This window comes from Dryocola boscaweniae (genome assembly GCF_025215095.1).
GTDB lineage: Bacteria > Pseudomonadota > Gammaproteobacteria > Enterobacterales > Enterobacteriaceae > Dryocola > Dryocola boscaweniae.
Window position 1 is genome coordinate 22,624 of sequence record NZ_JALHAP010000070.1, and the last position, 14,358, is coordinate 36,981.

Annotated in this window: 11 protein-coding genes; 2 read left to right on the plus strand and 9 right to left on the minus strand. The window is 52.3% G+C overall.

All coding sequences use genetic code 11. The features are described 5' to 3' along the window. Positions 1 to 95: 95 nt before the first annotated feature. The 9 genes from bamA to rpsB form a co-directional block, all read right to left on the minus strand. Positions 96 to 2,501 (minus strand): outer membrane protein assembly factor BamA, encoded by a 2,406-nt coding sequence (gene bamA / locus MUA00_RS03600; protein WP_271121917.1) that lies wholly within the window; start codon positions 2,499 to 2,501, stop codon positions 96 to 98. 33 nt (positions 2,502 to 2,534) lie between these two features. Further along, entirely contained in the window at positions 2,535 to 3,887 is a 1,353-nt protein-coding gene (gene rseP / locus MUA00_RS03605; protein ID WP_271121916.1) for a sigma E protease regulator RseP, read from the minus strand. An 11-nt stretch (positions 3,888 to 3,898) separates the two neighbouring features. Beyond that, a complete protein-coding gene (gene cdsA, locus MUA00_RS03610) occupies positions 3,899 to 4,756 on the minus strand; it encodes a phosphatidate cytidylyltransferase (RefSeq protein ID WP_271121915.1) in 858 nt (285 codons plus the stop codon). A gap of 18 nt (positions 4,757 to 4,774) precedes the next feature. Next, the gene (gene ispU, locus MUA00_RS03615) at positions 4,775 to 5,527 is read right to left on the minus strand and encodes a (2E,6E)-farnesyl-diphosphate-specific ditrans,polycis-undecaprenyl-diphosphate synthase (protein WP_271121944.1); all 753 of its coding nucleotides are present in this window, start codon (positions 5,525 to 5,527) and stop codon (positions 4,775 to 4,777) included. A 186-nt stretch (positions 5,528 to 5,713) separates the two neighbouring features. Further along, positions 5,714 to 6,913, minus strand: coding sequence for a 1-deoxy-D-xylulose-5-phosphate reductoisomerase (gene ispC, locus MUA00_RS03620; protein ID WP_271121914.1), 1,200 nt, complete (start codon positions 6,911 to 6,913; stop codon positions 5,714 to 5,716). Positions 6,914 to 7,068: 155 nt separating this feature from the next. Further along, on the minus strand, positions 7,069 to 7,626 hold the full coding sequence (gene frr / locus MUA00_RS03625) for a ribosome recycling factor (protein ID WP_271121913.1): 558 nt from the start codon (positions 7,624 to 7,626) through the stop codon (positions 7,069 to 7,071). A gap of 171 nt (positions 7,627 to 7,797) precedes the next feature. Further along, a complete protein-coding gene (pyrH, locus tag MUA00_RS03630; RefSeq protein ID WP_034460858.1) occupies positions 7,798 to 8,523 on the minus strand; it encodes a UMP kinase in 726 nt (241 codons plus the stop codon). Positions 8,524 to 8,668: 145 nt separating this feature from the next. Next, on the minus strand, positions 8,669 to 9,520 hold the full coding sequence (gene tsf / locus MUA00_RS03635) for a translation elongation factor Ts (protein ID WP_271121912.1): 852 nt from the start codon (positions 9,518 to 9,520) through the stop codon (positions 8,669 to 8,671). 150 nt (positions 9,521 to 9,670) lie between these two features. Further along, positions 9,671 to 10,396: a 30S ribosomal protein S2 gene (gene rpsB / locus MUA00_RS03640; RefSeq protein WP_167610893.1), complete on the minus strand. Its 726-nt coding sequence runs from the start codon at positions 10,394 to 10,396 to the stop codon at positions 9,671 to 9,673. A gap of 310 nt (positions 10,397 to 10,706) precedes the next feature. Here rpsB and map point away from each other — a divergent pair, with 310 nt between their 5' ends. Further along, positions 10,707 to 11,501: a type I methionyl aminopeptidase gene (gene map / locus MUA00_RS03645; RefSeq protein WP_271121911.1), complete on the plus strand. Its 795-nt coding sequence runs from the start codon at positions 10,707 to 10,709 to the stop codon at positions 11,499 to 11,501. 66 nt (positions 11,502 to 11,567) lie between these two features. Beyond that, entirely contained in the window at positions 11,568 to 14,240 is a 2,673-nt protein-coding gene (gene glnD, locus MUA00_RS03650) for a bifunctional uridylyltransferase/uridylyl-removing protein GlnD (protein WP_271121910.1), read from the plus strand. Positions 14,241 to 14,358 lie beyond the last annotated feature (118 nt).

The window sequence follows — 14,358 nt, forward strand, 5'->3', positions numbered from 1 at the left end:
TGTCCGAAGACACTGTCTTTTGCGTGAACCAGTCCAGCGTTCGTCGGACTGGTATCATCGCGTCACTGCTTATTGCATTCCTTCGCGCAAAACAATTACCAGGTTTTACCAATGTTAAACTGGAACTGTTCTGCTTTGTCGCCATCGTATTTCTTGAACGGCTGGGCATAGGAGAATACCAGCGGCCCCAATGGTGACATCCATTGCAATGCTAAACCTGCAGACATACGAATGTTGCCTGGGTCACTGTAATCTGGCACCCCAGCGGCTTTCATATCGGCGGTATTTTCCCAGTTGGTATCCCAGACGGTACCGGCATCCACGAACAAGGAAGTACGAACGGAGTTTGCGTACTTCTCGCTCAGGAACGGCGTAGGGGTAATCAGCTCAAGGCTTGCCACACCCATGGCGTTACCGCCTACCGCATCGTCGGAACCACAGATATTACCCGTTCCACAGTTATCCTGATTCGGTCCGTAATAAACCGCTTTCGGACCGATGTTGTTTGACTGGAAACCACGAACCGTGCTGGAACCACCGGCATAGAAGTTTTCATAGAACGGCAATTCTTTGCCGCCGAAACCATCGCCGTAACCCCAACGGGTACGACCCAACACAACCCACGTATGGTCGTCATTAATTGGGAAATAGCTCGCTGTATCCAGCGTAACTTTATAGAACTCGTTATCTGAGCCCGGCACGGTGACTTTACCGTTCAGGTTGACACGCGAACCGTCCGTCGGGAAGAAACCGCGATCCAGTTTGTTGTATGTCCAACCATAGTTCAGGGTGAAGTCATCTGCAGCAAAACCATTGTCATCAGATGTTTTAGATGTGTTCTGACCCACAGAATCCAGATAACGCCACATGGCAACCTGCGGCTGCATATTGGACAGGTCGTTATGCACGTAACCTAAGCCCAGACGCAAGGTGTTGTATTCATTAACCGGGAAACCAAGCGTGCCGTCCACACCGTAACTGGTGTTGGTATAGTCGGACAAATCCGCGTCGTCAGCTTTAAAGTCGTTATAGAACAGACGACCGCCGAGGCTCACGCCATCAACGGTGAAGTACGGATCGGTAACGGAAAGTTCAGCGTAGGTCTGATAGTCGTTTTTAGTCCCGTTGATGCCAACAGAGTAACCGGTACCTAACCAGTTATCCTGCTGCACGCCCACCTGGAAGCTCACGCCGCTTTCAGTACCGTAACCGACGCCAAAGTTGAAGCTGCCGGTGTTGCGCTCTTTAACTTTGTAAACGACGTCTACCTGATCAGGGCTTCCGGATACGCGTTGCGTATCCACATCGACCGTTTCAAAGTAGCCGAGACGATTCAGACGCTCTTTACCTTGATCGACGAGATCGCTGCCTAACCAGGCCCCTTCCATCTGGCGCATTTCGCGACGCAGAACGGAATCTTTACTGGTGTCATTGCCTTCAAAACGAACTTTACGCACGTAGTAACGGTTGCCGGAATCAACGCTTACATGCAGTTTTACGGTTTTATCTGCATCGTTGATTTCAGGCTGAGTCTGCACGCGTGGATAGGCATAACCATAGCGACCCAAGAGTTTCTTGATGTCGTCTTCCATCTTGGTCACTTTGGTGCCGTTATAGAGCTCACCTGGCTTGAGTTTGGTCAGGCTCTCGATTTCCGCAGAGTGGCCCGCCAGGTTGCCGTTCACCGTCACGCCAGCAATCTTGTACTGATCGCCTTCGGTGATGTTAACCGTCACGTAAATGCTTTTCTTATCCGGCGTCAGGCTAACCTGAGTGGAATCGATGTTAAAACGGGCGTAACCACGATCCAGATAGTAGCTACGCAACGTTTCGAGGTCGCCCGCCAGCTTCTGTTTCTGATATTTACGATCGCCCACCACGTTCCACCACGGCACTTCATCGCGTAGCTGGAAGTGGGAGATTAACTCTTCGGTAGAGAACGCGTGGTTACCGACGATGTTGATCTGCTGAATTTTGGCGGAAACGCCTTCCTGGAATACCAGTTTCAGGTCAACACGGTTACGCGGCAGTGGCGTAACCACGGCTTTAACGCTGGCGCTGTATTTGCCAACGCTGTAGTAGAAGTCTTCCAGCCCTTTCTCGATATCCGAGAGGGTGGTGCGGTCCAGTGATTCACCGACACGTACGCCAGAAGCCTCAAGGTTCTGCTTAAGCATGTCGTCCTTCACGGACTTGTTACCAGAGAATGTAATACTCGCGATTGTTGGACGTTCTTTTACCTGAACGACCAACGTTTCACCGTCACGCAACACGCGAACATCTTCGAAGTTCCCGGTAGCAAACAGTGAGCGGATAGTATTACTGATATCCTCGTCAGAGACAGTGTCGCCTACGCGAACCGGCATGCTGAGGAGGGCCGCACCGACGGCGACTCGCTGCAGGCCTTCGAAATGAATGTCTTTCACTACGAACCCGTCTGCACCGTATACGGTGGCGCTGCTAAACAGCAGCGACGCTATGAGCAACTTTTTCATCGCCATCGTTGTTATGCGTTCTTCCTAACCTAATTCTCTCTAAAACCGAGAGAAATCATTGAAAAGTGCAAGCCCCATTAACAGCACCAGCAAGATAGAGCCAATGCGATAACTAAAGTCTTGAACTCGCTCGGAAACCGGTCCGCCCTTCAGTTTTTCAATCGCCAAAAAGAGCAGATGCCCGCCGTCCAGAACGGGGAGCGGAAACAGGTTGATAATTCCTAAGTTGACGCTGATAAGCGCCAGGAACATCAGATAGTAAATCAACCCGAATTCCGCCGACATACCTGCCCCTTGAGCTATGGAGATTGGCCCACTGAGGTTGTTCAGTTTTACGTCACCGGTTATTAATTTCCCCAGCATGTTGACCGTCAGCTTCATCAGTTGCCAGGTTTTACCCGTGGCTTCCGCTACAGCGACAAACGGCCCATACTGGCGCACTGTCTTGTACTCATCCGGCAGCGGGATAACCTTTGGTACTACACCCGCAAACCCTTCAGCCTTTGCTTTACCCGGTTTTGTATCCGGTATCAGCGTTAAAGACAAGGGCCGTCCCTGTCTTTCGACTTCAACAGCCAGAGACTGGCCTGGGTTATCACGCACCAGGCTGACAAAATCTGTCCACTGGGCAATAACCGCACCGTTGACTTTAACGATCCTGTCCCCGGCTTGCAAACCTGCCTTGTTGGCTGCTGATTCAGGTTGTACTTCTTCGAGCACCGTCTCAATTTGCGGACCACGCGGCTTGATGCCTAACGAGACGACAGGATCTTCTCTGTCTGGTTCAAACTGCCACTGCCGTAAATCGAGAGTTTTCTCGCTGGTCTGATTGGTGCCAAAAGGCGCCAGACTAACTCGCGCATTTTCATCGCCAATCTTCGCTACCAGAGCAAGACGAACTGCATCCCAATCAGGCGTTTCGATACCATCTATCGCTTTAAGTTCCGTGCCTGGTGCAATTTGTGCCGCCGCCGCTATCGAGTTGGGCGTTATTTCACCAACAACCGGACGAACGGCAGGGACACCGATGATAAACACCAGCCACCAGGCAAACACCGCGAAGATAAAATTGGCAATCGGACCGGCGGCGATAATAGCCGCACGCTGGGAAACAGTTTTGTTGTTGAAGGCGTAATGGCGCAGTTCCGGGCTAACCGGTTCAACACGCTCATCAAGCATTTTGACATAGCCGCCCAGCGGGATGAGGGCGATAACAAACTCAGTGCCGTGGCTGTCTAAACGGCGCCAAAGCGCTTTACCAAAACCAATGGAAAAACGTTCAACGCGCACACCACAACGGCGGGCAACCCAGAAATGGCCGAACTCGTGCACGGTTATCAAAACGCCCAGTGCAACGATAAATGCTGCCAAATTCCAGAGTATGCTCAGCATAAAACCTTCCGTTAAATCGTCCTGAAAACGAGCAAAAGCAGACAGGCAAACACCGGCACCGCCGCTGTCAGACTATCAATGCGATCCAGAATACCACCATGGCCGGGGATCATGTGACCGCTATCTTTAATCCCTGCTTCACGCTTGAACATACTTTCGGTCAAATCACCCAGTACTGACGCAAGCGCTGCGATAACTGAGCACACCAGCAGGATAGTGGGCGCCACTTCCAGATTCGCCCACATGCCGAACATCAATGAGATGACAGCCGAGGTAAACAGCCCGCCGATAAAACCTTGCCAGGTTTTGCCGGGAGAAACTTTTGGCGCGAGCTTATGCTTACCGAACATTTTACCAAACAGGTAAGCGCCGGAATCAGCTCCCCAAACGAGGATCATAACGTACAGCAGCCACAGCGAACCCGTATAGTGGTTGATGTCGTAATGCCAGCTACGTAGCGCAATCATACCCCAGAAAAATGGCACGATAGTCAGTAAACCAAAGATCAGCCGCAACGTTCTGGAGTTACGCCAGATAGCCGCAGAAGCCGGATAGAATAACACTAATAGCAACGCAGCAACCCACCAGACGAGTGACGCCCAAAGCGAAAACTCTATCAAGGGGATATGTACCGTGCGGTGGTATTCCGGTAATGCAAAAAGCATCGCCGCCAACAGCAGCCCACAAAGTACCGCCAACCATACCCGCTGGGATCGCGCTTTAAATCCAGCCAGTTGCCCCCATTCCCACGCGGCCAGCATGCACACGACAAGGGTGGTAATAGCAAAGCCGACCGGCGGAAGCAGGAACAGCGCGGCAATGACAACAGGTATTAAAATAAACGCAGAAATCAGGCGATACTTCAGCAAAAGTGACCCCCAACAGGCTTATTCGCCACCAGGTGCTGTGCCGCCAAAACGACGCTCTCGATTTGCAAAAGCATTTAGCGCACCTTCAAAGTCTTGTTCATCGAAATCAGGCCAAAGAACATCTGTAAAGTAAAGCTCTGCATAGGCGATCTGCCAAATCAGAAAGTTACTGATGCGATGCTCCCCTCCTGTCCTAATTACTAAATCCACGGGGGCCAGTTCATTCATGCAGATCTGCTGACTGAGCAACTCTTCATCAATCTGGTCCGGGCGCAACAACCCTTCCTGCACCTGCTCGGCGAGATGCCGAACTCCCTGAATAATATCCCAACGACCGCCATAATTCGCGGCGATGTTGAGCGTCAAGCCAGTATTTTGACTGGTCAGCGCTTCAGCTTTATTAATACGTTCTTGCAGGCGCGAGTTAAATCGGCTGGTGTCGCCAATGATTCGCAGACGAACATTGTGACGGTGTAAGCTTTTGACTTCGCTGTCTAAAGCCCACACAAACAGCTCCATCAACGCACTCACTTCCTGAGCCGGACGATTCCAGTTTTCACTGCTAAAGGCATAAAGCGTGAGCGCCTCAATACCATTATTTGCCGCAAAACTGACGGCACGGCGGACGGATTTCGCTCCCGCTTTATGACCAAAGACCCTCATTTTCCCTTGTCGTTTAGCCCAACGACCATTGCCATCCATAATAATGGCAACATGGCGCGCGCCATGTGCGGATGCGGTTTCGCTTAATTGTTGGTTTGCTGACAACATAACGCGTAATAATTCCCTGATAAGGATTAAGCGGTACTCGAGAATGACTTCGGTCTTTACACAAAAAAGCCGTGTTTTGACACGGCTTTCCGCCTTTCTATCAGCCATATCCGATGGAAAGGTGGCGCAGACTATATCACTGAAGCACAACGCTAACAAATGGCGGGACGCCAGCCGATTGAATTATCACCGGTAAGCGACACGCGTCACTAGATTTTTGGCGACCTCACGCGCGGTTGCATCTATCACCTGTACCTCTTCGACACTTTGTGGTTCAGTCAGATCGACTTGCTCCAGCACCGCGCGGTTAAGTGCTGCGATATCCGTAAATCGCAGGCGATCGTGCAGGAAAGCATCCACTACGATCTCGTTCGCCGCGTTAAGTACGGTTGTCGCAGCCTGCCCCTGCTCGAAGGCTTCCATCGCAAGCTTAAGGCACGGATAGCGGTGATAATCTGGCTCCATAAAGGTAAAGGTGCCAATCTTACAGAAATCCAATGGCTCAACACCTGAGACTACGCGTTCCGGAAACGCCATCGCGTGAGCGATAGGAGTTCGCATATCCGGCGCGCCTAGCTGAGCCAGCACGCTACCGTCCCGGTAACGCACCATCGAATGAATAACTGACTGCGGATGAATCAGCACTTCCATTTGTTTCGCGTGAGCATTAAACAGCCAACGGGCTTCAATGTACTCGAGACCTTTGTTCATCATGGTGGCTGAATCGACGGAGATTTTTCGCCCCATCGACCAGTTCGGATGGCAACATGCCTGGTCCGGCGACATTGCCGCCAGCTCGCCAATCGGCGTTTCACGAAATGGACCACCAGATCCGGTGAGGATAATGGATGAAACGCCATTATCTTCCAGTTCAGCGTATCCCAGGTTTTGTTGAATTGTTTCCGGTAAACTCTGAAAAATCGCGTTATGTTCGCTATCGATCGGCAATAATTGCGCCCCGCTGCGTTGTACCGCGTCCATAAACAGTCGCCCGCAGGTGACCAGCGATTCTTTATTTGCCAGCAGAACCTGCTTACCCGCAGCGATAGCGGCGAGCGTTGGCAGCAAACCGGCAGCGCCAACGATCGCCGCCATTACCTGATCGACCCCATCCAGCGCAGCCATTTCACAGGCGGCCTTCTGACCCGCCAGCACCTGGGTCGCACTGCCCTGCCCGCGCAGGATTTCACGCAACCGCTGAGCAGAAGCCTCGTCATCCATCACAGCCCAGCTCGGACGAAACTCCAGACACTGCTCCGCCATGCGCGCGACATTTTTCCCGGCAACCAGCGCCGTAACGGAAAACTGCTCAGGATTATGGCGAACAACGCTAAGGGTGCTGGCGCCGATAGAACCGGTGGAACCGAGGATGGTGAGCTGCTTCATGGAGGACTCTGGATTGTAATATTAATAAGGACAAATAAGTGTGCGGCGGCAAACAAAGCTTGTCGATGCCTTTGAGCTAAAAGCAAAACGCCGTAAACAAAACCCGTGAAGCGAATCACGGCCTGTGTACGGCGTTTTATTTGTCACGATGACAATTAGAACTGCATCAGCTCGGCTTCTTTCTCTGCCAGAACTGCATCAACTTTCTTGATAGCAGCATCAGTCATTTTCTGAACGTCATCCTGGGAACGACGATCGTCATCTTCACTGATTTCTTTGTCTTTGAGCAGAGCTTTCACTTTATCATTCGCGTCACGACGCACGTTGCGGACCGCAACGCGTGCACCTTCAGCTTCACCGCGAACAACTTTGATCAGATCTTTACGACGTTCTTCCGTCAGCGCTGGCAGCGGAACACGAATGTCGCTACCGGCAGAGCTTGGGTTCAGACCAAGATCGGAAGCCATAATAGCTTTCTCAACGGCCGGGCCTAAAGAACGATCGAAAACGTTAATCTTCAGCGTACGTGAATCTTCAACCGTCACGCTTGCCAACTGGCGCAGCGGGGTCGGCGTACCGTAATATTCCACGACGATCCCGTCCAGCAGGGCCGGAGAAGCGCGGCCGGTACGGATTTTACCGATTTGGTTTTTGAATGATTCTACGCATTTTTCCATACGCACTTCAGCGTCTTTTCTGATATCGCTAATCACGTTACGAATCCTTGAAAGCAGGTATTAGGGCAGACCACACGTTGCACCGCGAGGTTTACGCTGCGTACTAAGTATAGCCCTGTTTGTTCATGGCGCCCTTTGCAGGGCAACCTGGTCATTTAATGTTTGGGTAGAAAGCCAAATCTTACCCTGAATAAGCCATCACGGACATTACTCAGTGATCAGAGTGCCTTCTTTTTCACCCATAACCACGCGGCGCAGCGCGCCTGGCTTATTCATGTTGAACACACGAATCGGTAATTTGTGGTCACGAGCCAGGGTAAAGGCGGCCAGATCCATAACTTTCAGCTCTTTATCCAGCACTTCCGTGTAGGTCAGTTGCTCATAAAGGGTTGCTGTAGGATCTTTAACCGGATCCGCTGTGAATACACCGTCTACTTTGGTGGCTTTCAGTACCACATCCGCTTCAATCTCGATTCCGCGCAGGCAAGCGGCAGAATCCGTAGTGAAGAATGGGTTGCCGGTACCGGCCGCGAGGATCACCACGCGGTTGTTGCGCAGCAGGCTGATTGCTTCAGCCCAGCTATAGTTGTCGCACACGCCGTTCAATGGAATAGCGGACATCAGGCGGGCGTTCACATAGGCGCGATGGAGCGCGTCGCGCATCGCCAGGCCGTTCATCACGGTCGCCAGCATGCCCATGTGGTCGCCCACAACACGGTTCATGCCGGCTTTCGCCAGACCCGCACCGCGGAATAAGTTGCCACCGCCGATTACCACCCCGACCTGAATACCCAGTTCAACCAGCTCTTTAATTTCCTGAGCCATACGGTCCAGTATGCTAGCATCAATACCGAAACCTTCGGTGCCCTGCAGGGCCTCGCCACTCAGTTTAAGTAGAATGCGTTTATAGACGGGTTTTGCATTGGTAGCCATGTTTCTTTCCTGAGAACAGTAAACGTTTGGGGATGGATAAATCTGGCGACATTGTGCCGCATATCAGCAAGAACTGTATCGGATCAAACTGATATTTGAGGCTGGATAAAAAGGAACCGCCAACTGGCGGCTCCTTTTTTAAAAATTAAGACTGTTTGGACATTGCAGCAACTTCTGCTGCGAAGTCAGTCTCAACTTTCTGGATGCCTTCGCCCACTTCAAAGCGGATGAAGTTAGTCACATCGGCATTGTGCTCTTTCAGGAACTGACCAACGGTTTTGCTTGGGTCAATAACGAAAGGCTGGCCAGTCAGAGAAACTTCGCCGGTGAATTTCTTCATGCGGCCTTCAACCATTTTCTCTGCGATTTCTTTTGGCTTGCCAGACTGCATAGCGATGTCCAACTGAACCTGGTACTCTTTTTCTACCACTTCAGCAGACACATCTTCAGGCTTAACGAATTCTGGCTTGCTTGCAGCAACGTGCATTGCAATTTGCTTAACCAGATCTTCGCTTGCGCCTTTAGCAGCAATCAGAACGCCGATGCGCGCGCCGTGCAGGTAAGAACCCAGCACTTCGCCTTCAAGGGAAGCCACGCGACGGATGTTGATGTTCTCACCGATTTTAGCAACCAGCGCAACACGCTCTTCTTCAAACTGAGCTTTCAGTACTTCAACGTCGGTGATTTTGCCAGCAACAGCGGCATCCAGCACTTTGTCAGCGAACGCCTGGAAACCACCATCTTTAGCAACGAAGTCAGTCTGGCAGTTCACTTCCAGAATCACACCGTAGTTGCCTTCAATCTTGGTTTTGATCACGCCGTCAGCAGCTACGTTGCCTGCTTTCTTAGCAGCTTTGATCGCGCCAGATTTACGCATGTTTTCGATTGCCAGCTCGATGTCGCCGTTAGCTTCAGTCAGTGCTTTTTTGCAATCCATCATGCCTGCGCCAGTACGCTCACGCAGTTCTTTTACCAGAGCAGCGGTAATTTCAGCCATTCTTTAATCCTCGGTTATCTCGTGAAGAGAGATAAGCCCTGGTTCACGTGTTGACGAACCCTGGCTCAAAATAAAAAGGGGGCCTGAGACAGGCCCCCTAACCAAACTATGCAATACCTGGTTAATAAGGGCTCAGGAGAGCGAACCTTATTATTCAGCTTCTACGAAGCTTTCTTCTGCCTGAGCAGCCAGATCCTGAGAACGGCCTTCACGCACGGTAGCTGCAACAGCACCCAGGTACAGGGTAACAGCGCGGATTGCGTCGTCGTTACCTGGGATTACGAAATCAACGCCATCTGGATCGGAGTTGGTATCAACGATAGAGAACACTGGGATGCCCAGGTTGTTAGCTTCTTTGATAGCAATGTGTTCGTGATCTGCATCGATAACGAACAGTGCATCCGGCAGGCCGCCCATGTCTTTGATACCGCCCAGGCTGTTTTCCAGCTTGTCCAGTTCACGGGTGCGCATCAGCGCTTCTTTCTTGGTCAGTTTGTCGAAGGTACCGTCCTGAGACTGAGTTTCCAGATCTTTCAGACGTTTGATGGACTGACGAACGGTTTTCCAGTTAGTCAGCATACCGCCCAACCAGCGATGGTTCACGAAGAACTGATCGCAGCTCAGAGCAGCTTCTTTCACTGGTTCGCTTGCAGCGCGCTTAGTACCAACGAAAAGGATTTTACCTTTACGAGAAGAAATCTTGCTCAGCTCAGCCAGGGCTTCGTTGAACATTGGAACAGTTTTCTCAAGGTTGATGATGTGAACTTTGTTACGTGCGCCGAAGATGAAAGGCTTCATTTTCGGGTTCCAGTAACGGGTCTGGTGACCAAAGTGAACACCAGCCTTGAGCATGTCGCGCATGGAAACAGTTGCCATGTTTAAAACCTCTATATAGTGATTGGGGTTAAGCCTCCACGTATCCCATATTACCGACCCCTAAGGGCACCCCGGAATATGTGTCGATACGTGTGTGTTATTTACACAAAGTGAGAGTGTTGGCCATGCACCGAAAAATCGGCAGCACAGTCCGGCGCGCTTTATACCACAAAAGAGACTCAGATTCCAATAGTTGTTAGCTGACGCGGCGACTGGCCATTCTCAATTTGGCAGCGATCGTACGCCCTGATACCATTAACGTACTCCTGCTCAATTATCGTCGAAAAGTCGACACCTGCGGACCAAATTAATGGCTATCTCAATTAAAACACCTGAAGAAATCGAAAAAATGCGCGTCGCGGGCGCGCTTGCCGCCGAAGTGCTGGAAATGATCGAAGCCCACGTCAAACCCGGCGTGACAACCGGCGAGCTTGACCGCATCTGCGATGATTACATCGTAAATAAGCAACATGCAGTTTCTGCGTGCCTGGGCTATCACGGCTTCCCGAAATCCGTATGCATCTCTATTAACGAGGTGGTTTGCCACGGTATTCCGGACGACGAAAAAGTCCTCAAAGACGGCGATATCGTCAATATCGACGTGACCGTTATCAAAGACGAATATCACGGCGACACCTCTAAAATGTTCATCGTCGGCAAGCCAACTATTCTGGGCGAGCGCCTGTGCCGCATTACCCAGGAAAGCCTGTATCTGGCGCTGCGTATGGTGAAACCAGGCATCCGTCTGCGTACCCTGGGCGCGGCAATTCAGAAATTCGTGGAAGCAGAAGGCTTCTCGGTTGTTCGCGAATACTGCGGGCACGGCATTGGCCGCGTTTTCCACGAAGAACCACAGGTTCTGCATTACGATGCCGATGATGGCGGCGTGGTGCTGCAACCGGGCATGACCTTCACCATTGAACCAATGGTTAACGCCGGCGACTACCGCATTCGCACCATGAAAGACGGCTGGACGGTGAAAACCAAAGATCGCAGCTTGTCTGCACAATACGAGCATACTATTGTGGTGACAGATAACGGCTGCGAAATTCTTACGTTGCGCAAGGATGACACCATCCCGAACGTCATTTCGCATAACGAGTGATTCGCCTGGCGCAAGTCAGCAATCAAAGCCGGCATATAAGCCGGCTTTTTTTATGGATGTCGGAACATGACCCAGAGTTTACCCGAGCAGTTTGCCAACACCGTGCTTCCTGAGATTTCCGGGCAACCTGATTACCCCGCCAGTTGGCCCGAGGCCGATCTCACCTGCGCCCAAATTAAAACCCATCTCGACATTTTTCAGCGCTGGCTGGGCGAGGCTTTTGATAACGGCGTATCAGCCGAGCAGTTAATCGATGCCCGAACCGAATTTATCGACCAGCTATTGCAGCGTCTCTGGCTGTTCTATGGTTTCGGCGAAGTTCCGGATGCCGCTCTGGTCGCCGTCGGCGGCTACGGACGAGGTGAACTGCATCCGCTTTCAGACATCGATTTATTAATTCTCAGCCGTAAAAGATTGACCGACTCGCAGGCGCAAAAAATCGGCGAGCTGCTCACTTTGCTGTGGGATGTGAAGCTGGAAGTCGGCCATAGCGTGCGCACGCTCGAAGAATGCCTGCTGGAAGGGCTGTCGGATTTAACCGTCGCCACCAATCTGATTGAAACCCGCTTGCTGATTGGCGACGTCGCCCTGTTCCTCGAGCTGCAAAAACACGTCTTCAGCGATGGCTTCTGGCCGTCGGCCAAGTTCTTTGCGGCCAAAATTGACGAACAGGAAGAGCGCCACCGGCGCTATCACGGCACCAGCTACAATCTGGAGCCGGATATCAAAAGCAGCCCCGGCGGCCTGCGCGACATCCACACGCTGCAGTGGGTAGCGCGCCGTCACTTTGGGGCGACGTCCATGAGCGAAATGGTCGGCTTCGGCTTTTTAACCGAGGCGGAGCGCAAAGAACTGGATGAGTGCCAGCACCTGCTGTGGCGCATCCGTTTTGCCCTGCATCTGGAGTTGAATCGCTACGACAACCGTCTGCTGTTCGACCGGCAGCTTAGCGTCGCCCGGCGCCTTAACTACAACGGCGAAGGTAACGAACCCGTTGAGCACATGATGAAAGACTTCTATCGCGTCACACGACGCGTCGGCGAGCTTAATCAGATGCTTCTGCAGCTTTTCGATGAGGCAATTCTCGCTCTGGATGCGAGTGAAAAGCCCCGTCCTCTGGACGATGATTTCCAACTGCGCGGCACGCTTATCGACCTGCGCGACGAAACGCTGTTTATGCGCGAACCCCAGGCCATTCTGCGTATGTTTTATATGATGGTGCGCAACCGCGATATCACCGGGATTTACTCCACAACGCTGCGTCACCTGCGCCATGCTCGCCGCCATTTAACGCAGCCTTTGTGTTACATCCCCGAGGCGCGTGAGCTGTTCCTGGTAATACTGCGTCATCCGGGAGCCGTAAGCCGCGCGCTGGTGCCAATGCACCGTCACAGCGTGCTGTGGGCGTACATGCCGCAGTGGTCGCATATCGTCGGCCAGATGCAGTTTGACCTTTTTCACGCCTATACCGTTGATGAGCACACCATCCGCGTACTGCAAAAACTGGAAAGCTTCTCGAAAGAAGAGACGCGTCAGAAACACCCGCTGTGCGTCGATCTCTGGCCACGCCTCTCCCACCCGGAACTTATTCTGATTGCCGCCCTGTTCCACGACATCGCCAAAGGGCGAGGCGGCGACCATTCGGTACTGGGCGCGCAGGACATATTAAAATTTGCCGAGCTGCATGGTCTGAACTCACGAGAAACCCAGCTTGTCGCCTGGCTTGTTCGTCAGCACCTGCTGATGTCCGTTACCGCGCAGCGCCGTGATATTCAGGATCCGGAAGTCATCAAGCAGTTTGCCGAAGAGGTTCAAACGGAAAACCGCCTGCGCTATCTGGTTTGCCTGACGGTGGCGGATATCTGCGCCACCAACGAAACCCTGTGGAATAGCTGGAAACAAAGCCTGCTGCGCGAGCTGTACTTCGCTACAGAAAAGCAGTTGCGCCGTGGGATGCAAAACAGCCCGGATATGCGCGAGCGCGTGCGTCACCACCAACTCCAGGCGCTCGCTCTGCTGCGTATGGATAATATTAATGAGGAAGCGTTGCATAATATCTGGCGACGCTGCCGCGCAAACTACTTTGTTCGCCACACGCCAAACCAACTGGCCTGGCATGCGCGCCATCTGCTCAAGCACGATCTTAATCAGCCGATGATTCTGCTAAGCCCACAGGCTACGCGCGGCGGTACGGAGATCTTTATCTGGAGCCCGGATCGCCCTTACCTGTTTGCCGCAGTTTGCGCCGAACTGGACAGGCGTAACCTGAGCGTTCACGACGCGCAGATCTTTACCACCCGCGACGGAATGGCGATGGACACCTTTATCGTGCTTGAGCCAGACGGCAGCCCTCTTTCCGGCGATCGCCACGAATTAATTCGTCACAGCCTGGAACAGGCCATTACCCAAAGCAGTTGGCAGCCGCCGCAGCCACGCCGCCAGTCGGCGAAACTGCGCCACTTTACCGTCGATACCGAGGTGAATTTCCTGCCGACGCATACCGACAGGCGCACCTTCCTGGAACTGATCGCCCTCGATCAGCCAGGCTTGCTTGCACACGTGGGTGAAGTCTTCGCCGATTTGGGAATTTCGCTGCACGGGGCGAGAATTACGACAATTGGCGAGCGAGTAGAAGATTTATTTATAATCGCCACCGCCGACCGGCGTGCACTTAATAATGCGCTGCAACAAGAGGTGCAACAACGGTTGACAGCGGCCCTTAATCCAAACGATAAATAACGGTCTTTTAAATTTTACCCTTTAGCATTCGAGTTGCAGGTAGGCGGCAAGGGAGCTTATCCCGATGAGCTTACTTAAGTAAGTGATTCGGGTAAGTGAGTGCAGCCAACACCCCTGC